Source organism: Aestuariispira ectoiniformans (assembly GCF_025136295.1).
GTDB lineage: Bacteria > Pseudomonadota > Alphaproteobacteria > UBA8366 > Aestuariispiraceae > Aestuariispira_A > Aestuariispira_A ectoiniformans.
In genome coordinates, this window is record NZ_CP062788.1 from 83,682 (window position 1) to 101,652 (window position 17,971).

The following is a 17,971-nucleotide window of genomic DNA, read 5'->3' on the forward strand; positions in this document are numbered from 1 at the left end:
CCTCCCGGCCCACTAAGTCAATTCGGAATACGCCATGACGCCTAAAACCTGCTGGGTTCTGACCGACGGACGCGCCGGCAATGTCAATGCCGCGCAGGGCCTGGCAGAGGCATTATGTCCGCAGGGCGTCACACGGATAGATTTGGAAAACGGCTTTCCCTGGAAGCATTTACCGCCATCCGTCTGGCCGAACGGCATTCTGGGCGGAGGCCGGACAGAGGCAAAGCTGACGCCCCCATGGCCCGATTTCATTGTCTCCTGCGGACGTCAGGCCGTGGGACCTGCCGCAGAAATACGCCGCCGCGCACGCGGGCGCACGGTCGCAATCCATGTACAAAACCCTCGAATACCGACCGACAGCTTCGACTTTGTCGTCGTCCCGGCCCATGACCAGGTCAGTGGAGACAATGTCATCGTTACCCATGGCTCCGTCGGGCGCGTGAACCGCGCCGTTCTTGACGAGGCGGCAGCCGCCTACAGGGACCGCTTCGCGGACCTGCCGCGTCCCCTTGTCGCAGTCTCCCTCGGGGGCAGCAACAAGGTCTATGACATGGATGAGCCGCTGGTGAAAAAGCTCGCGACGGAAATCAGGGCGATGGCCGAGGCATCCGGCTGCAGCTTGCTGGTCACCGCATCCCGCCGAACAGGCGAGCAGAACACAGCGTTGTTCCGCGAGGCCCTCAAGGACATCCCCGGTGAATTCTGGAATGGCATGGGCGACAATCCCTATTTCGGCTATCTGGGCTGCGCCGATGCGATCCTGGTCACCGGCGATTCCGTCAATATGGTCTCGGAGGCCTGCGCCACGGGCAAGCCTGTGCATCTGATCAAGCTTCCGCCCAAGCGCAAGTCGAAGTTCGAGCTGTTCCATCAGGACCTGGAGGAACGGGGCCTCATTCGTCCCTTCGAAGGACGTCTTGAGACGTGGCAATATGCCCCGCTGGATGAAACGGCCCGTGTCGCAGCGCAGATTCTGGCCGCCCTCGACGCCAATCGGACATAAAAAGACCACCGAATTTTCACAACTTGTGCATTGCAAAAAAAGGCGCCAGGCACTAAAGCCTGCGCGCATATCGCCGCCCTTGTCCATCATCCGGGCATATAGGGCGATTTCTATGATTTTTGACCTTCCCTCCACTAAGTCCTTGGTGGCAGAGAGATTTTCGGGATAAACTCCACCCATGCCGATAGATTGGGACAAATTACGGATTTTCCACGCGGTTTCTGAAGCTGGCAGTTTTACCCATGCCGGCGAGAAACTGAATCTCAGCCAATCCGCCATCAGCCGCCAGATCAGCGCCCTGGAGGAAAGCATCGGGACACCGTTGTTCCATCGTCATGCCCGTGGCCTGATCCTGACTGAACAGGGTGACGTGCTCTATAAGACGGTCAACGAAGTCTTCCACAAGCTGACCATGGTCCAGGCGCGCCTGTCGGAGAGCAAGGACCGCCCGTCCGGTCCGCTCAAGGTCACGACCACCATCGCCTTCGGGTCGACCTGGCTGACGTCCTGCATCAAGGAATTCATCGAGCTTTATCCGGAAGTCGACGTCAGCCTCTACCTGTCCGACCAGGAACTGGACCTTGGCATGCGCGAGGCGGATGTCGCCATCCGCATGACCCCGCCGAAACAGCCGGACCTGATCCAACGTCCGCTGCTGACGGTCCGCTCCAAGATCTATGCGTCGATGGAATATCTGTCGCAATACGGGGAGCCCAAAGCGCCGGAAGACCTGGATAATCACAAGCTGATTGTCTTCGGGTCCGACACGCCGCATCCGGTCACCACCATCAACTGGATTCTGAATGAAGGCGCCACCCCGGAAAACCCGCGTCGGCCGGTTTTGCAGGTCAACAATATCTACGGCATTTACCGTGCAGTACGCAGCGGCCTCGGCCTGGGGGCGATCTCGGAATTCATGATCCCGGACGACGCCAACCTGATCCATGTGCTACCTGAACTGGAAGGCCCGCCGCATTACGCCTATTTCGTCTATCCGGAAGAAATGCGTCACTCCAAGCGGATCGCCGTTTTCCGGGACTTCCTGTTGCGCAAGGTCGCCGAAGGTCAGTTCTGATCGCCGCGGTCTGTTGTCTTGCAGGGCGGTTCAAGCTGTGATTTCTTGGCCGCAGAATTTCTTGCAGACATTTCGATCCAGACAGGGATGCAACCATGCCGCATAATTTTTTCCGCCGCCTCCTGATCGGGGCGGCAACAGCCCTTCCTCTCGTTTTGACCCAGAACGCCCTGGCCCAGGACAAGACGGCTGATCCTGTTATTGCGGTCGTGGAAGGCAAGGAAATCCACAAAAGCGATTTCACCGCGGCCTACAACAGCCTGCCGCCACGAATGCGCCAGCAAGGCATCGACACATTATACCCCCATGTCCTGGAACTTCTGATCCAGCAGATGCTGATCATCAAAAAAGGACGGGAAGCCAATCTCGCGAATGATCCGGAGATCAAACAGCAGATCGCACGCATGGAAGACCGGCTGATCCATGACACCTACCTCAGCCGCAAGGTTCAGGAACGCCTGAACGACGATGTTCTGCACGCGGAATATGAAAAGATTCTGGTGGAGCACCCGCCGGCAGAAGAAATCCACGCCCGCCACATCCTGGTGGAAACCGAAACCAAGGCCCGCGAAGTGATCGAACTGCTTGGCCAAGGTCAGGATTTCGCGGATCTGGCAAAGCGCTATTCAAAAGGCCCCAGCGCCCAAAACGGTGGCGACCTGGGCTATTTCGGCCGTGGCAAGATGGTGCAGGAATTTGAGGATGCCGCCTTTGCCCTGAAGCCGAACACCTATACCTCCGAACCGGTCCAGACCCGCTATGGCTGGCATGTGATCCTGGTTGAGGACAAACGCACCGGAAAGGCCCCCACTTTTGAGGAAATGCGCCCGCGCCTGACACAGCTTGTCGCGCAAAGCATGGCCTATGAGATTTCCCACGACATTGTCAAAAAAGCCAAGATCAAACGGTTCGACCTGCGGGGCAATGAAATTGACGCCCCTGATACCCCCTTGCCTTTGCTGACCGGGCAGCAGTAAAAATAATCGTTTTGCATCATATCGTTGCATTTTCTGAGGACCACCGCGATGTTGAAGCCGTCTCCCTTTGCTCCTGAAACCTTCCCCGACATGCCAACCATCCCCGGCGTTCGCCTGGGCGCTGTCGAGGCGGGCATACGCTATCAGGGGCGCACGGATCTGTTCCTGGCCGAACTTGCCCCGGGAACACAGGTGGCCGGTGTCCTCACACGCTCGCTGACCCGGTCTGCCCCTGTTGACTGGTGCCAGCAGGTCCTGCCCAAGGGTACGGCCCGCGCAATGCTGGTCAACGCGGGCAACGCCAATGCCTTTACCGGCAAGGCAGGAATGGAAACCGTGGCCCATATGACCGAGGCTGCCGCCAAGGCACTGGGTTGTGAACGCGAAGACATCCTCATCGCCTCCACCGGGGTGATCGGGGAGAAACTACCCGCGGAAAAAGTCGAAGAGGCCATGCCCGCCCTGGTGAAATCCGTGAAGGAAGGCAACTGGGAAGAGGCCGCCAAGGCCATCATGACCACAGACACCTTCCCCAAGGCCGCCTGCGCTGAGGCAAAGATCGGGGACTTCACCATCAAGATCGCCGGAATTGCCAAGGGCAGTGGCATGATTGCGCCGGACATGGCCACCATGCTGTCCTTCGTTTTCACCGACGCCAATATACCGGCCCCGATCCTGCGGAGCCTTTTGAAAAAAGCCACAGACCGGTCCTTCAACTGCATGACGGTGGATGGAGACACCTCCACAAGCGACACCCTGCTTCTGGCGGCAACCGGCAAGGCAGGCAATGTCGCGCCACATTCCACGGACGACCCCGCGCTGGTTGATTTCTATGAAAAGCTGGAAGCCGTGCTGGTCGAGCTGGCCCAGTTGACCGCCAAGGACGGCGAAGGCGCCAGCAAATTCATCACGATCGACGTAACCGGCGCGGAAAACGATACCGCCGCCCGCCGGATTGCGCTTTCCATCGCCAACTCGCCGCTGGTCAAAACCGCCGTTGCCGGGGAAGACGCCAACTGGGGCCGTGTTGTCATGGCCGTTGGCAAGGCAGGTGAACGCGCCGACCGGGACAAGCTGACGGTCGCCATGGGCGGGATCGTCATTGCCGAGAAAGGTGAAGGCGTGCCGGATTACGACGAAGCCCCGGTGGCCGAACATCTGAAAGGCCGGGAAGTTCATATCGCGGCCGATGTCGGCATTGGTGACGGCAAGGCGCGTGTCTGGACCTGCGACCTGACCCACGGCTATATCGACATCAACGCGGACTATCGGAGCTAACCCATATGCACCATCCGGTCATCGAGACGGAACGGCTGACCCTGCGTCAGCCGGAGCACACTGATGCAGACGAACTGGTCCGGGTTTGTGGGGATTGGGACGTTTCCAGATGGACAACGCGCGTCCCCCATCCCTACAGCCCGCAGGATGCGATGGACCGTATCAAATCCATTCAGGACAGCGCCGACGATCCGGATAGCGAATTCATGCAGATGGCCCTTTGCCGCACAGACGGTCATCTTGTCGGGTTGTGCAGCCTGATACCGATGGAACAATCCGGCGCGGCGGAAATCGGTTTTCTGATTGGCAAGCAGGACTGGGGTAAAGGCTATGGCGGGGAACTGGCCTCTGCGATGGTCGCCGACGGCTTCGACCGGCTGGGATTGCAGGAAATCTTTGCAGCCGCGCTGCCAGACAATCCGGGTTCCATCCGCCTGCAGGAAAAGCTGGGCTTTCAATATCGCGAGAATTGGGTAAAAGACGCCCCGGCACGCGGCCAGAGTTTCGAACTGGAAGTCCGCGTTCTAAGCAAGGAAAGATGGAGCAGAACCCATGGCTGAAGGCGGATGTTGGCAGGCGGATAGCCGCAAGGGCGCGGCAGAGAAACCGATTATTCTGGTCGTTGCCGTGGCCATGATCGATGTGGACGGGCGCGTCCTGATCGCCAAACGCCCGGAAGGCAAATCAATGGCGGGCCTTTGGGAGTTTCCCGGCGGCAAGGTTGAAAACGGAGAGACGCCTGAGGCCGCACTGATCCGCGAGCTGCATGAAGAACTGCATGTGGACACGCGGGAAAGCTGTCTCGCGCCGCTGACCTTTGCCAGCCATGAATATGACGACTTCCACCTGCTGATGCCGCTTTACGTGTGCCGCCAGTGGGTGGGCGAGCCGCAACCCAAGGAAGGTCAGGAACTGGCCTGGGTCCGTCCGATCCGCCTGAAGGACTATCCCATGCCGCCGGCGGATATCCCGCTGATCGCGATGTTGCGGGATCTGCTCTGACCGCAGATCAAGCCGTCAGGCGTTCTGTGACTTGAAACGCAGATAGGCCATGGACAAGGCAGAGGCGACAACGGCAATACCAATGTAGGAAGATGTTTCCACCACCAGGCCGAAGATGAGACCTGCGGTCAGCGTGCTGCTGACGCCCAGGACCTGTGTCACCATCGCTACGGCGGCCACAAACAGCTTTTCGACAAGTCCGATCACCAGAGGCGGCGCCAATGTCAGAATTGCCAGACGCCAGCTATTACCCCGCGTGCCCAGCCAGACATCCCGCAGCTTGATCGGATCATCGACACAGCCTGCCGTCAGCCATAGCGCCCCCCGTGCATAGGCCAGGCTCACCACAGCAATCATAATCACAATCGAAACGGCGCCGAATGCGGGAATTGTTGCGGTTATCAGACTAAGGCCCAGCGTCACAGGCAGCATGATAAAGGCCATCAACAGCACTAGTCCGATAAAGCGCAGCAGGAAGCGCGTCTTGCGGCCATCCCATTTCAGGGCGGTTGCGACGGAAATATCCTCCTCACCGATCAGGAATTTGCGATACCAGGCCACCGCAAACATGGTGAAGAAAACAATCGTGACCGCAAAGTCGATCAGGTATGCCGGACCAACAGAAACGGGAAGCCCCATCTTGTTCAAGGTCACACCACCGCCGGGCATCAGGAAATCAAGGCCGCTTGAGATCAGGGCGAGGGCTACAATCGGCAGACTGGCAAGCGCGATGAAGTCTTTGCGCTCCTCGTAGACATATTTGAAGGCGTTTACGAGGATTTCCGTCAGCGGTAATTCCACTGTTCCACCCGATTGACGATTACCGTTCATACTATTTGTCCCCCTCGTCCCCGTCTTTCGGTGTCGGGATATTCACTTTTTCGCCCGCGGCAAATTCCTGTCCGCCCAACGCCTCGGCCAGACTGCCCGTTGCGCTGCCCGGACGCAGGGGCTTCGGCTGTGAGGCATCCGGTGCCCAGCCATGCAGATAGAATATATGGAAGGTCGCCTCAATTCGACCGTCCTCATTACTATAATTCTGCTGGTACAGCTCTGCCGCGCGCATGAACAACTGCCGCGGCGGGATGGCTTTGCTTCGCTCCAGCACCGCATTTGTTTCGCCCATTCCCCGCAGATCGGCAATCAGACGGAACATATTCTCATACGTGACGGTGATGGCCTCGCTGTCCACCACCGGCAGGGAAAAACCCGCACGTTGCATCAATCCGCCCAGGTCACGCACATCGGCGAAAGGCGATACGCGGGGGCTGACGCCACCGCTAATATCCAGTTCCGCCTGCATCAGGCAATCGCGCAATTCGCGGAGTGTCTCCCCGCCAAGGATCGCCCCCTGGAACAGCCCGTCCGGGCGCAAGGCGCGGCAAACCTGGATCAGCGCGCCGGGCAGGTCATTGGTCCAATGCAGCGAAAGATTGCTGATCACCAGATCGAATATGCCTTCCTTCAGGGGCAGCCACTCTTCGTCGCAAACCAGACTTGGACCGTGGGCACCGGCCAGCCGTGCGCCGCCATGGCTCAAGTTCGCCTGGATCAGGGTTTCCACCCCGCCGCGCCCCTGCAGTTCCTGCGCGACCACGCCAGCATGACCACCCAGGTCAAGCGCCAGCGGGAAAGCGCGCGTTACGTCCAGCAAACGATCCGCAAGCCGGTCCGCCACCTCGCGAAACAGAAAGTCGCTGTCGCCGCCCATCCGGTGGGCACGTTCCTTGCGCTGCGCCAGCAGCTTTCGGTCAAATACATGAATCGCATCAGTCATAGGGCATGGAAATAGGCGCTTGGCTAACCGAAAGCAATAGCATAGGCCGTTGCAAGCACAGGCCGGGCCGGGCAATAATTCGCGTCATGCGTTTACCTAACCCAAATATCACCGGAAAACGGGCCCTTCGGCTAGCCAACCGGGTGGCCTCACTGGTTCTGCCCCATCGCTGCCTGTCCTGCCGGACGCTGATGCCCGACGCCAACGGCCTGTGCATGGATTGCTGGGGTCAACTGACATTTCTGGGCGAACCATGCTGTACCTTATGCGGCTATCCATTCGAACTGTCGGAAGGCAGAGACGCGCTTTGTGCCGCCTGCACCTTTCGCAGGCCCGCCTATGACAAGGCACGTGCCGTCTTTGCCTATGACGACACCAGCCGCGACCTGATCCTTGCCTTCAAACATGGGGATCATACGGAAAATGCACCCGCCCTCGCCGCATGGCTGGTCAGGGCGGCAGGGGGACTTGCCCGGGATGCCGATATCGTTGCCCCCGTGCCCCTGCACCGCAAGCGCCTGCGACAGCGCCGTTTCAACCAGTCAGCCCTGATTGCACAGCACGCAGCACGCCATTGGCAGCGCGACTATTATCCGGACCTGTTACAGCGGCAGCGCGCCACGGCAAGTCAGGGAAACCTGGGGTTTTCCGCCCGCCACCGCAATGTCAGGCAGGCCTTTGGCGTCTCTGAAAAATACCGGGATGCCATAGAGGGCCGGACGATCCTGCTGATCGACGACGTGTTGACGACAGGCGCCACCGTTGAGGAATGCAGCCGCATCCTGAAGCGCCACGGGGCCAAGCAAGTCTATGTCGCAACACTTGCGCGCGTTCCCAGCCCACACACATCCCCTGGCTAGAAAAACAATTCGGACTCGCAATATCCCCGCAGTTTTCCTATATGGGGTGTTCTGGAATGCATTATGGACGAAAGTGAGAACCATGGCCCTTGTAGAAATCTATGCCCGCCCGATGTGCGGTTTCTGCGCCCAAGCCAAGAAACTGCTGGATACCAAAGGCGTCGCCTATGCGGAATATGACATCTGGGCTGAAAGCGGCCGCAAGGAAGAAATGGTTCAGCGCAGCAACGGCGGCATGACCGTGCCCCAGATTTTTATTGATGACGCCCATGTCGGCGGCTGCGACGATCTGATGGCTTTGGAGCGGTCCGGTAAACTGGACCCGCTGCTCGGGGCCATGGCATGAGCGACGCCAATTTGCGTATCGGACTGGTTCAGGTCACCTCCACGACAAGGGTCGAGGATAACGCGACCCTGACCGAAGGCCCGATCCGCGAGGCGGCGGCCCGAGGCGCGCAACTGGTTTCACTGCCGGAAGTCGTCAATCTGGTCGATATGCGCAAGGGCCGGTCCAGCCAGGAAGCACGCCTTGAGGAGGAAGACCCCTGCCTTGCCCTTTACCGCAAACTGGCGCGTGAACTGGGCATCTGGATTCATGCAGGGTCCCTCGTAGTCAAACTGGAAGACGACGACCGCATGGCCAACCGGGCTTTCATGATCGACGACCAGGGCGAAATCCGCGCGCGTTATGACAAGATTCATATGTTCGATGTGGATCTGGAAGGCGGCGAAAGCTATCGCGAATCCAAACTGTTCCGCCCCGGCGACAAGGCCGTCCTGGTAGATACGCCCTGGGGCAAGATCGGCCTGACCATCTGCTATGACGTCCGTTTCCCGCATCTGCACCGTCAACTGGCAGAGGCAGGCGCGCGCATTCTGCTGAACCCGGCGGCCTTTACCCGCAAGACCGGCAAGGCACACTGGCATACGCTGCTGACGGCACGCGCCATTGAGACCACCTGTTTTGTCGCCGCCGCCGCACAATGCGGCGATCACGACGACGGTCGCGAGACCTTCGGGCATTCGCTGGTGGTCTCCCCCTGGGGCGATCAACTGGCCGACGGTGGGACGGAGCCGGGCGTCGTTATTGCCGACCTGGACCTCACACTCATCGACAAGACACGCGGCATGGTGCCGTCCCTGAAGAACGGACGTCCCTTCACCCTGACCGAAGTCTAACTTTCATCGGACAGCAGCCGACGCGCGGCGATTTTCTGTTTAATCGCGGGCGTCGGTTTTTCCTGCAATCCGTGGCGATAATCCAGAATTTCAAACTTGCCCGACGTCACGTCCAGCAACTCTCCGCTTTTCAGCAGGAAATTGGGATTTGAAGGCTTGCCATAGGCCTCATTGCCTTCCGCAAAGGTTTCATACAATAGATGCCCGCCCGGCTTCACCAATTGCAGTAACCGCTGCCAGTTGGGCCGCCACAAGTAGTTGCACACGACCACCACATCGAATTGCAACCCCTTCAGCGGCCAGCCACCCTCACCCTCCAGGTCGGCCTCTATGATGGTCACGCCCGAATTTCCCGCCAGACCGTCAACGCCATCCGTATTGATATCGACAAATGTGACCTGCCAACCCGCGCTCAGAAAACGCCGTCCGTGACGCCCCGTTCCGCAGGCCAGATCAAGCATTGTCGCGCCCTCACCATCGGCAGGTCGCAGGTTATGCAACCAGTGCTCGATAAATGCACTGGGCGGGGACAATTGCTGGTGGGCCATCGGGTGGAATACTCCAAAATTGGTGACAAATCCTTGTCTGTCGGCTAGACAAGCGCCACATATAAAGCAGTCGATAGGCGTAACCTATCGGTTTTTGTGCGTTATCTGGAACCGTAAATGATCTCGTTCAACTTGCGTTGCAAACATGACCACGAATTCGAAGGGTGGTTCAAGGACAGCGCCGCTTTTGAAAAACAAGCGGAAGCCGGGCAGTTGGAATGCCCCTATTGCGGGACCCATGATGTGACCAAGGGGCTCAGCGCGCCCAATATTTCCACCAGCCGCACCCGTGAAAAGGCCCAGACGGAAATTGCCGTCAAGGCCCAGCAGATGATCCAGGCCATGCGCAAATCCGTCGAGGATAATTGCGACAATGTCGGTGACCGTTTCGCCGAAGAGGCCCGCAAAATCCACTATGGCGAGGCCGAGGCCCGCGGAATCTACGGTCAGGCCACCGCCGACGAGGCGAAGGAATTGGTCGAAGAAGGTGTTGAATTTACCCCCCTGCCCTGGACCGACGACAGCAAGAAAAATTGACGCAGCATTGATCCAGATTCTGGCCCCGCCCCGAAATATCCATCATTATCGGGGCAAGCCACAGATGAGGATGCCATGCCTGATACGCCCGCCGATCTCAGCCGCCGCCTGATACGCGCCAGCGACCGCGCCACCCTTGCAACCACACTGGCCGACGGCAGCAACGCCCCTTACGCATCGCTGGTCATGACGGCCTGCGGACATGACGCACGCCCCCTGTTACTCATCAGCGACCTTGCGGAACACACAAAAAACCTGCGGGTCGATCCCAGATGCTCTCTTCTGTTCGACGGCACCACCGGGCTGGAAACACCGCTCACAGGCGCGCGTATATCGGTGCAGGGCACCGCACGGGAAGTGCAGGATGAAGCGCTGCTCGACCGTTATTGCCGCCGCCACCCCTCAGCATCCGGCTATGCAGGCTTTGCCGATTTTCATCTGTTCCAGGTCGATATGGAACGCGTTCACCTGGTCGCCGGGTTTGGCCGCATCCATTGGATCGATGCCCGGGATGTCCTGCTCGATTGCAGCAGTTATGAAACACTGGCAGCGGCAGAGGCTGATATCATCAGCCATATGAATGCCGACCACAGCGATGCTGTCGGCCTCTATGCAAATGTTCTGGCGGGACTGCCCGAAGCGGGCTGGCGGTTGACCGGCGTTGATCCGGAGGGCTGCGACCTTGCACTTGGCGGCAGGACCGCGCGCCTGGATTTTGATGCGATTGCAGACAATGCCGAAGCAGCGCGTCGGGAACTGGTAAAACTCACACGGAAAGCCAGACAGAAAGCAGGTTGAGAAAATCGCATTCCAGCGACGCTTCGAAACGCCGCAGCTTCTTCAAATTTCAGAAAGTTTCAAAAGCTTAGAGCCCTTTATAAGGAGAAGAATCCCGAAATCGCGGGCTCTACAGAAAAGTTTTCCACAATAACGACTCGCATCTGATGCAGAGGGCGGATATAAAAAACTTGTCCCTGAACGACATAAAATCACGCAGGCATGGGACATAAATAAATATCCAATCACGCAGGAGGTAACCTTGGTTTCCCAAGGAAGCACATTTGGCATTTCCGACCAGGGCATCGTCAATCACGATGCGGTCCATTGGAACCTGGGGCCCGAGGCCCTTTATGAAGAAACAGTAAGGCGCGGCCTGGGTACGGTTACCCACGGGGGCGCACTTACCGTTGAAACCGGCAAATTCACGGGCCGTTCCCCCAACGACAAATTCATCGTCGAAGGCGGGGCCAGCCAGGACAGCATCTGGTGGGGTGCCGTCAACAAGGGCACCTCGGAAGAGGTCTTCGACAACCTGCATCGCCAGATGCTGGCCTACTATCAGAACCGTGATCTGTTCGTGCAGGACCTCCACGCAGGGTCGGCGGCGGATTACCGCCTGAATGTGCGCGTTGTCTCCGACAGCCCCTGGCACAGCCTGTTCGCCCGCAATATGTTCCTGCGCCCGAACCAGGACGAACTGGCGAATTTCCGGCCCGAGTTCACCATCCTCCATGCACCGACCTTCCAGGCCGTGCCCGAACGTGACGGCACAAACTCCGAAGTGTTCATTATGGTGAACTTCGAAAAACGCCTGATCCTGATCGGGGGCACGCGTTATGCGGGTGAGATCAAGAAGTCGATCTTCTCCATCCTGAACTATCTGCTGCCGGAACGCGGCGTTCTGCCGATGCACTGCTCTGCCAATATCGGCGAGGCTGGTGACACGGCCATCTTCTTCGGTCTCAGCGGCACGGGCAAGACCACGCTCAGTGCTGATGGCAGCCGTAAGCTGATCGGCGATGACGAACATGGCTGGTCCGACCAGGGTGTATTCAACTTTGAGGGCGGCTGCTACGCGAAGGTCATTAACCTCAGCCCCGAGATGGAACCGGAAATCTTCGCCACCACCCGGCGTTTCGGAACGGTCCTTGAAAATGTGGTTTTCGATCCCGTTACCCGCATCCCCAATTTCGACGACAACAGCCTGGCGGAAAACACCCGCGCCTCCTATCCGATCGATTTCATCCCGAATATCGAAGAAAGCGGCATGGGTGGACAGCCGGAAAACATCGTCATGCTGACGGCGGATGCCTTCGGAGTCCTGCCGCCGATTTCCGAACTGACACCGGAACAGGCCATGTACCACTTCCTCAGTGGCTACACCGCCCGCGTGGCAGGGACCGAACGCGGCGTGACAGAACCGCAGGCAACATTCTCCACCTGTTTCGGCGCCCCCTTCATGCCGCGCCATCCGAGCGTCTATGCCAAAATGCTGGGTGAGAAAATGGCCAGGACCGGTGCGAAATGCTGGCTGGTCAATACCGGCTGGTCCGGCGGCGCTTACGGCACCGGCAAACGGATGAGTATCCACCACACCCGCGCCATGGTGCGCGCCGCCCTGGACGGTCGCCTGGCCTCCATAGCCAAGGTAAAGGACGAGAATTTCGGCCTGAACATCCCGGAAATGTGCCCGGATGTACCGAAAGAAGTCCTGTTGCCGAAGACCACCTGGAACGACGCTACGGCCTATGACCAGACCGCCCGCGACCTCCGTGGCCGGTTCGAACAGAATTTCAAACAGTTCGAATCCCATGTCACCGAAGACGTGAAAAAGGCGGGCATTTACGCCGCCTGACGCCTGTGGGCTTGTACTTGTGAATCAGAAGGGGCCTTCGTGGCCCCTTCTTTTTTTGACTGGGAGTTAATCCACAACGCCGTCGAGAACCATTTCCCGGAACTTGCTGTAAAAGCCCGGCTCCAGATGCCTTTCAATCATGCCGTCCATGATATCTATCGCCTTGCGCGGCGGAAGCGACGGCTTGTAGGAACGCTTGTCTACCAGGGCCGAGTAAACGTCCATCATGGCCGATATCAGGCTCAGATCATCCATCTGTGCCCCTTTCAAACCATAGGGATAGCCCGTGCCGTCGATCTTTTCATGATGGCGTTCCGCAATATGAATGGCCTCCATCGGGATGCCTGCAGACGCCCTCAATATTCTGCCGGAATGGTTGACGTGAAGCTTCATTTCCTCCCATTCGTCAGGGTCCAGCTTGCTTGGCTTCTCCAGAAGATGCACGCCTGTTATCGCCTTGCCGACGTCATGCAGCAGTCCACCCTGGGCCAATAGCTCCATGTCACCGTTCTTCAGGCCCACTTCCTGCCCGAAGATCGTCATCAGTCCGGCTACCTTCAGACTGTGGCAAAAGGAATAGCTGTGATGGTCCCGAAGGGCGACCAAAACACCGTTGAGGTCATTGGACTGGGCAGCTTCCACCAAGGCCCGTGAGCAATCCACGGACAGGCCCGGTTCCACCTTTCCGGTTGATGCCGCCGTTGAGAACAAATGCTTCAAATTGGTGCGTGTCACCTTCAGGACACTGGATTGCACATAATTGAGCTCGTCCCATTTCTCCTCAACCTTCTTATTTACCACATCCCAGAGGTGAACCAGAAAATTGGTCGGCTCGAAAGGCGCAGAGATACAGGCCTCTGCCATTTCCTGGACCTCGTCGTCCGGGTCCGACATCCGCGGGTCCTTCCAGGACACCAGCAGAATGGGCGGCCGCTTTTCCCCCGCGGCAACATCCCGGTGAATCCTCTTGGCGACATCAAAGCCGCTCAGCCCCGGGAGATCCGCATTGATGATCGCAGCGTCGTAATCGCCCTTGCGCAGCATCTCCAGAGCCGCCCAACCCTGTTCGATCATCGTGATATCGAACCGGTTGCGTATGGGATCAATGACACCATCGAAAATGTGCAGATCACCGCAGGCCAGCAGCAGTTTTTGCCGCCTGATCTTTTTTTGATCCTCTTGAGTCACAAGCTGATGCAGATCAGCCGATTTCAGCACCATAGAAGCCTCACCATGTGCCCCATGTCAGCGCCCCTCCAGCCCCAACATCTCCTATCCTAACAAGGGGAAGTTACACGTCCAATCATTTAAACCGGGTTAATCGTCTGCCGGTACTTCTATTTTAGCAGACAAATCTCAAGTTGCTGCATAAACGGCGATATAGGCGACAACGATATAACGTGAAAATTTCGATATCGCGACCAGCAGAAGAAACAGGTCAAAACGGACTCTCAAGACACCCGCCGCGAAAGTCAGCGGATCTCCGATAAACGGCGTCCAGGCCAGCAGCAGCGACCACACGCCCCAGCGTTGAAACCTGTCCTGCGCCTTTGCAAGGGCTGCCTTTGGAACGGGGAACCAGCGGCGGTCCTGGAAATGCAAACACCAGCGCCCCAGGCACCAGTTCACGACACTGCCCAGAGTGTTGCCTACGCCCGCCACGAGGACCAGCCACCATAGCGAAAAGCCCTTTTGAACCGTCAGAGCCGCCAGAACTGCTTCAGACTGGATCGGCAACAGCGTCGCCGCAAAAAAAGCCGTTAGAAAAAGGCCCAGATAGCCAAGACTGCTCATTCACAAAATCACTGTTTGGGAGGGATGGCGATAACCATGCGTGGACCGGGGTCCTCCATGGACTGGATATCCCATGTGTATAGCGACAAATCCCCGCTTTTGACGGAATTCGCATTCTGGAATTTCACATCCGCATTGGTCCAGATACGGATTTTCCCCCAGGCGTCGAACCCACCGGCGATCAAATCCCGCCGATAATCCTTCGGCAATTTATTGGATACGATTTCGACGACGCCCGGCGCGGTCTTGGCGATACGCAGGAACCAGGCATTGCGGCGCACGAAGCGATAACTGGGCTGTTCATAGACATTCCCCTGATAGCGATATTTCACCGCATAGCGCGCCTGCCCCTTGTAGCGAACCTCACTGAAGCCGCTGTCGCGCAGGAGGTCCTGCTTGTAGACGTCAATCTTGTCCTTTTCGTCAAAGGCCAGAATATCACTCTCGCTCAGTCCCCGTGCATCCCATATCTTGCGGACCTTCTCGCTCGGCTCGACTCCCCGTTGCAACATCTGCTTCCAGCCGATGTCCTGCAGGAAACCCAGGTGGATCAGGTCTCCCTCATATTCAAAGGCGTACCGCCCGTCCTTCAGGATCTGCATTTTCAGATCGTAACCGGTCGGCAGATAGCAGCTATTCAGCAGGAACAGGCTGACGAGCAAGACTATGGTTCTGGCAAGTATCTTCATGGCAGGCAGTCTAGCATGCGTTTCCCAAAAAAGAACCGCCGGAAAGACCGGCGGTTCAAAAAATTGCTGTTGGCTGACAGCAGCTTATGCGCCGCTGACACCCGCCTCGGCAAAGGTTGCCATGCCGGTGTGGCAGGCAAGCGCCGATTTGACCACGCCCAGCGCAACAGCGGCCCCGGAGCCTTCGCCCAGGCGCATGCCGTAATTCACCACAGGCTCCTTGCCGACCGTCTCCAACAACCGGATATGCGCCGGTTCCGCAGACAGATGGCCGACAACACAATGGTCGAGCGCACTGTCATTCATCGGGTACAAGACCGCAGCCGCAGCCGTGCAGGCATAGCCATCCAGGATGACCGGAATCCGGGCCATGCGGGCCGCGATCACGGCGCCCGCGATTGCGGCCAGCTCAAAGCCACCCAGATGACGCAAAATTTCCAACCCGTCCGTCATCGCGTCCTTATGCTTGGCCACAGCCTCACCAACCACACGGACCTTGTTTTCAAACGCATCACCCTGAACGCCCGTACCGGGACCGACCCATTCACGTGCGTCTCCCCCGAACAGCGCATGAGCCATGGCGGCCCCGCTGGTGGAATTGGCAATGCCCATTTCCCCCAGGCACAGGCAGTCGATGCCGTCCTCAACCGCCATCATGCCGTAGGCCATGGCGGTCGCACATTCCTCTTCGCTCATCGCGGGCTCTTGCGTGAAATCCTTGGTCGGATTTTCAAGCGCCATTTCATAGACCCGTAATTCTGCGTCATGAACACGGCAGAGCTGGTTCACTGCCGCGCCACCGTTCTGGAAATTGGCAACCATCTGCACGGTCACTTCCTGCGGGAAGGCGGATACCCCCTGTGCCGCCACGCCGTGGTTACCGGCAAAGACAGCCACACGCGGGCGTTCCAGGGTCGGCTTTTCCTTTGCCTGCCAGGAGGCAAACCAGGCCGAAATATCTTCCAGACGCCCCAGTGCCCCCGGCGGTTTGGTCAACTGACCTTCACGCTCTCGCGCATTGTTCAGGGCTGTTTCATTGGGACCGGGGAAGCCCGCGATGATCTCGCGCATTTCCTGGAAACTGGCTTTTGGCGGCGTTTCTGTCATAGTCGGTGACCTGTTTCTGGTTTCACGGGGATTTTGCGGGTATATCCTGCCGTCATGACGAGCGAAAGTGAAAAAAACGCCGCAGGGGAGCGGACGCCAGCAGGGTTCCACCCTCTCGCCGACCTGAGCACGGGCTTCATGTTCCTGACCCGCCTGCCCTTTCCGGGGCGCGGCGACCGGCCGTTGTCAACCGCGGCATGGACCTTCCCCGTCGTCGGCGCCCTTGTCGGCAGCCTGGGCGGACTGGCCTTCTGGGGCGCAACGCTTTTGGGTATGCCACCTGTGATCGCGGCACTGCTCGCAGTTGCAGTAACTGCCGCCGTCACCGGCGCATTGCATGAAGACGGTCTGTCTGATGCCTGCGACGGCCTGTTCGGCGGATACACCCCCGAAAGGCGGCTGGAAATCATGCGGGACAGCCGCATCGGCGGCTTCGGGGCGCTGGCCATGGTTATCAGCGTCGGCCTGCGGGTCGCCGCCCTTACCAGCCTGCATTTCCCGGACGGGGTTCTGGTCTTCCTGATCGCCGCCCATACCCTGTCGCGGGCAAACATCGTGCTGGTCATGAACCAGATGCAACTGGCCGGAAAGACCGGCATGGCGGCAACGGCGGGACGGCCCGGTCTGTTTATCAGTGCGCTCGCCTTCATCTTCGGGCTGTCCGTCACCTTCTATCTAGCCGGTCTTTTCCTGACACCACTTGGTGTCGGGGTTGCCTGCGCAGTCAGCATCGGCCTCAGTTGGGCCTTCATGATGATGGCTCTCGCCAAAATGGGTGGCTATAACGGCGACTGCCTGGGCGCGGCACAGCAGATCGGCGAAATCGGACTTCTGCTGGCGGTGCTTGGCTGGATCAATGTGATGGGGTTGGCATGAGCAAGACGACACGATGGTGGTGGGTGCGTCACGCACCGGTAACCGCCCATAAGGGTACGATCTACGGACAGCGGGACCTGCCCTGCGACGTGGATGACACCGACACCTTCAAGGCCCTCGCCACTATGCTGCCGGACGAGGCGGCCTGCATAACCAGCACGCTACAACGCACCCATCAGACTGCAGATGCCATCGCCGCCCAGGGCCTGACCTTCGCCGAACGTCAGGCAGAGGCAGACCTGGTCGAGCAGAGCTTTGGCGACTGGCAGGGGCACAGTTTTGCCGAATTCGACCATATCCGGGACAATATCGCCCATCGGTACTGGTCCGCACCGGCCTATGAACGCCCGCCCAATGGCGAAAGCTTTGCCGATGTCATCGCGCGTGTGGCCCCGGCTGTCACCCGCCTGACAGCAGAACACAGCGGCAAGGATATCGTCGCCGTCGTTCATGGCGGCACCATCCGGGCGGCAATCGCCTTTGCCCTTGGCATCGATGCAGACAAGGCACTGGCCTTTGCGATCAACAATTGTTCCGTCACGCGTCTGGACCATATTGATCTGGGAGAGACCCAGTCCTGGCGGATCAATGTCGTCAACTGGCTGCCCCATACCAAACATAAAACGGCATAATC

General features: G+C 58.6%; 21 protein-coding genes. 14 read left to right on the forward strand and 7 right to left on the reverse strand.

Annotation, left to right across the window (positions count from 1 at the left end; translation table 11 throughout):
- Positions 1–34 precede the first annotated feature (34 nt).
- From IF205_RS00370 to mutT, 6 genes are all read left to right on the forward strand, one after another.
- Positions 35–1,003, forward strand: coding sequence for a mitochondrial fission ELM1 family protein (locus tag IF205_RS00370; RefSeq protein WP_259781303.1), 969 nt, complete (start codon positions 35–37; stop codon positions 1,001–1,003).
- Positions 1,004–1,187: 184 nt separating this feature from the next.
- Complete coding sequence (locus IF205_RS00375) at positions 1,188–2,078, forward strand: LysR family transcriptional regulator (protein WP_259783329.1); 891 nt, start codon at positions 1,188–1,190, stop codon at positions 2,076–2,078.
- Positions 2,079–2,173: 95 nt separating this feature from the next.
- A complete protein-coding gene (locus IF205_RS00380; protein ID WP_259781304.1) occupies positions 2,174–3,055 on the forward strand; it encodes a peptidylprolyl isomerase in 882 nt (293 codons plus the stop codon).
- A gap of 48 nt (positions 3,056–3,103) precedes the next feature.
- Complete coding sequence (gene argJ / locus IF205_RS00385) at positions 3,104–4,333, forward strand: bifunctional glutamate N-acetyltransferase/amino-acid acetyltransferase ArgJ (RefSeq protein WP_259781305.1); 1,230 nt, start codon at positions 3,104–3,106, stop codon at positions 4,331–4,333.
- A 5-nt stretch (positions 4,334–4,338) separates the two neighbouring features.
- Positions 4,339–4,893: a GNAT family N-acetyltransferase gene (locus IF205_RS00390; RefSeq protein WP_259781306.1), complete on the forward strand. Its 555-nt coding sequence runs from the start codon at positions 4,339–4,341 to the stop codon at positions 4,891–4,893.
- The gene (gene mutT / locus IF205_RS00395; protein ID WP_259781307.1) at positions 4,886–5,335 is read left to right on the forward strand and encodes an 8-oxo-dGTP diphosphatase MutT; all 450 of its coding nucleotides are present in this window, start codon (positions 4,886–4,888) and stop codon (positions 5,333–5,335) included. The genes IF205_RS00390 and mutT overlap by 8 nt, the downstream gene beginning before the upstream one ends.
- 15 nt (positions 5,336–5,350) lie before the next feature.
- Here the strand turns inward: mutT and IF205_RS00400 are convergent, their stop codons facing one another.
- Positions 5,351–6,166, reverse strand: a complete 816-nt coding sequence (locus tag IF205_RS00400; protein WP_259781308.1) for a hypothetical protein — start codon at positions 6,164–6,166, stop codon at positions 5,351–5,353.
- Between the two features lies 1 nt (position 6,167).
- A complete protein-coding gene (locus IF205_RS00405; RefSeq protein ID WP_259781309.1) occupies positions 6,168–7,112 on the reverse strand; it encodes a methyltransferase domain-containing protein in 945 nt (314 codons plus the stop codon).
- 86 nt (positions 7,113–7,198) lie between these two features.
- Between IF205_RS00405 and IF205_RS00410 the strand changes: the two genes are divergently transcribed.
- The 3 genes from IF205_RS00410 (at position 7,199) to IF205_RS00420 (ending at position 9,151) form a co-directional block, all read left to right on the forward strand.
- Positions 7,199–7,972 (forward strand): ComF family protein, encoded by a 774-nt coding sequence (locus IF205_RS00410; RefSeq protein ID WP_259781310.1) that lies wholly within the window; start codon positions 7,199–7,201, stop codon positions 7,970–7,972.
- Positions 7,973–8,054: 82 nt separating this feature from the next.
- Positions 8,055–8,318 (forward strand): glutaredoxin 3, encoded by a 264-nt coding sequence (gene grxC, locus IF205_RS00415; protein ID WP_259781311.1) that lies wholly within the window; start codon positions 8,055–8,057, stop codon positions 8,316–8,318.
- Positions 8,315–9,151: a carbon-nitrogen hydrolase family protein gene (locus IF205_RS00420; protein WP_259781312.1), complete on the forward strand. Its 837-nt coding sequence runs from the start codon at positions 8,315–8,317 to the stop codon at positions 9,149–9,151. Before grxC ends, IF205_RS00420 begins: the two co-directional genes overlap by 4 nt.
- Here IF205_RS00420 and IF205_RS00425 read toward each other — a convergent pair.
- On the reverse strand, positions 9,148–9,699 hold the full coding sequence (locus IF205_RS00425) for a class I SAM-dependent methyltransferase (RefSeq protein ID WP_259781313.1): 552 nt from the start codon (positions 9,697–9,699) through the stop codon (positions 9,148–9,150). The genes IF205_RS00420 and IF205_RS00425 overlap by 4 nt on opposite strands.
- Positions 9,700–9,816: 117 nt before the next feature.
- On the opposite strand from IF205_RS00425, the gene IF205_RS00430 reads away from it, so the two are divergent.
- From IF205_RS00430 to IF205_RS00440, 3 genes are all read left to right on the forward strand, one after another.
- The gene (locus IF205_RS00430) at positions 9,817–10,236 is read left to right on the forward strand and encodes a DUF1178 family protein (protein WP_259781314.1); all 420 of its coding nucleotides are present in this window, start codon (positions 9,817–9,819) and stop codon (positions 10,234–10,236) included.
- 75 nt (positions 10,237–10,311) lie between these two features.
- Positions 10,312–11,034: a HugZ family pyridoxamine 5'-phosphate oxidase gene (locus IF205_RS00435; RefSeq protein WP_259781315.1), complete on the forward strand. Its 723-nt coding sequence runs from the start codon at positions 10,312–10,314 to the stop codon at positions 11,032–11,034.
- A gap of 241 nt (positions 11,035–11,275) precedes the next feature.
- Positions 11,276–12,871 carry a phosphoenolpyruvate carboxykinase gene (locus IF205_RS00440; RefSeq protein WP_259781316.1) on the forward strand — a complete coding sequence of 532 codons (1,596 nt, stop codon included), beginning with the start codon at positions 11,276–11,278 and terminating at the stop codon, positions 12,869–12,871.
- 66 nt (positions 12,872–12,937) lie between these two features.
- Here the strand turns inward: IF205_RS00440 and IF205_RS00445 are convergent, their stop codons facing one another.
- The 4 genes from IF205_RS00445 to cobT all read right to left on the reverse strand — a co-directional run bounded on the left by IF205_RS00445 (position 12,938) and on the right by cobT (position 16,461).
- Positions 12,938–14,092, reverse strand: coding sequence for an HD domain-containing protein (locus tag IF205_RS00445; protein ID WP_259781317.1), 1,155 nt, complete (start codon positions 14,090–14,092; stop codon positions 12,938–12,940).
- Between the two features lie 135 nt (positions 14,093–14,227).
- On the reverse strand, positions 14,228–14,665 hold the full coding sequence (locus IF205_RS00450; protein ID WP_259781318.1) for a YqaA family protein: 438 nt from the start codon (positions 14,663–14,665) through the stop codon (positions 14,228–14,230).
- An 8-nt stretch (positions 14,666–14,673) separates the two neighbouring features.
- Positions 14,674–15,354: a hypothetical protein gene (locus IF205_RS00455; protein ID WP_259781319.1), complete on the reverse strand. Its 681-nt coding sequence runs from the start codon at positions 15,352–15,354 to the stop codon at positions 14,674–14,676.
- 84 nt (positions 15,355–15,438) lie between these two features.
- Positions 15,439–16,461: a nicotinate-nucleotide--dimethylbenzimidazole phosphoribosyltransferase gene (gene cobT / locus IF205_RS00460; RefSeq protein ID WP_259781320.1), complete on the reverse strand. Its 1,023-nt coding sequence runs from the start codon at positions 16,459–16,461 to the stop codon at positions 15,439–15,441.
- Positions 16,462–16,515: 54 nt separating this feature from the next.
- On the opposite strand from cobT, the gene IF205_RS00465 reads away from it, so the two are divergent.
- A complete protein-coding gene (locus IF205_RS00465) occupies positions 16,516–17,337 on the forward strand; it encodes an adenosylcobinamide-GDP ribazoletransferase (protein WP_259781321.1) in 822 nt (273 codons plus the stop codon).
- On the forward strand, positions 17,334–17,969 hold the full coding sequence (locus tag IF205_RS00470; protein WP_259781322.1) for a histidine phosphatase family protein: 636 nt from the start codon (positions 17,334–17,336) through the stop codon (positions 17,967–17,969). The genes IF205_RS00465 and IF205_RS00470 overlap by 4 nt, the downstream gene beginning before the upstream one ends.
- The last annotated feature ends 2 nt before the right edge of the window (positions 17,970–17,971 follow it).

Bases quoted from the DNA above. Each gene is read 5' to 3' on its own strand.
- IF205_RS00370 (WP_259781303.1), top strand. From the start codon at position 35: ATGACGCCTAAAACCTGCTGGGTTCTGACCGACGGACGCGCCGGCAAT.
- IF205_RS00380 (WP_259781304.1), top strand. From the start codon at position 2,174: ATGCCGCATAATTTTTTCCGCCGCCTCCTGATCGGGGCGGCAACAGCC.
- argJ (WP_259781305.1), top strand. From the start codon at position 3,104: ATGTTGAAGCCGTCTCCCTTTGCTCCTGAAACCTTCCCCGACATGCCA.
- IF205_RS00390 (WP_259781306.1), top strand. From the start codon at position 4,339: ATGCACCATCCGGTCATCGAGACGGAACGGCTGACCCTGCGTCAGCCG.
- mutT (WP_259781307.1), top strand. From the start codon at position 4,886: ATGGCTGAAGGCGGATGTTGGCAGGCGGATAGCCGCAAGGGCGCGGCA.
- IF205_RS00400 (WP_259781308.1), bottom strand. From the start codon at position 6,166: ATGAACGGTAATCGTCAATCGGGTGGAACAGTGGAATTACCGCTGACG.
- IF205_RS00405 (WP_259781309.1), bottom strand. From the start codon at position 7,112: ATGACTGATGCGATTCATGTATTTGACCGAAAGCTGCTGGCGCAGCGC.
- IF205_RS00410 (WP_259781310.1), top strand. From the start codon at position 7,199: ATGCGTTTACCTAACCCAAATATCACCGGAAAACGGGCCCTTCGGCTA.
- grxC (WP_259781311.1), top strand. From the start codon at position 8,055: ATGGCCCTTGTAGAAATCTATGCCCGCCCGATGTGCGGTTTCTGCGCC.
- IF205_RS00420 (WP_259781312.1), top strand. From the start codon at position 8,315: ATGAGCGACGCCAATTTGCGTATCGGACTGGTTCAGGTCACCTCCACG.
- IF205_RS00425 (WP_259781313.1), bottom strand. From the start codon at position 9,699: ATGGCCCACCAGCAATTGTCCCCGCCCAGTGCATTTATCGAGCACTGG.
- IF205_RS00430 (WP_259781314.1), top strand. From the start codon at position 9,817: ATGATCTCGTTCAACTTGCGTTGCAAACATGACCACGAATTCGAAGGG.
- IF205_RS00435 (WP_259781315.1), top strand. From the start codon at position 10,312: ATGCCTGATACGCCCGCCGATCTCAGCCGCCGCCTGATACGCGCCAGC.
- IF205_RS00445 (WP_259781317.1), bottom strand. From the start codon at position 14,092: ATGGTGCTGAAATCGGCTGATCTGCATCAGCTTGTGACTCAAGAGGAT.
- IF205_RS00450 (WP_259781318.1), bottom strand. From the start codon at position 14,665: ATGAGCAGTCTTGGCTATCTGGGCCTTTTTCTAACGGCTTTTTTTGCG.
- IF205_RS00455 (WP_259781319.1), bottom strand. From the start codon at position 15,354: ATGAAGATACTTGCCAGAACCATAGTCTTGCTCGTCAGCCTGTTCCTG.
- cobT (WP_259781320.1), bottom strand. From the start codon at position 16,461: ATGACAGAAACGCCGCCAAAAGCCAGTTTCCAGGAAATGCGCGAGATC.
- IF205_RS00465 (WP_259781321.1), top strand. From the start codon at position 16,516: ATGACGAGCGAAAGTGAAAAAAACGCCGCAGGGGAGCGGACGCCAGCA.
- IF205_RS00470 (WP_259781322.1), top strand. From the start codon at position 17,334: ATGAGCAAGACGACACGATGGTGGTGGGTGCGTCACGCACCGGTAACC.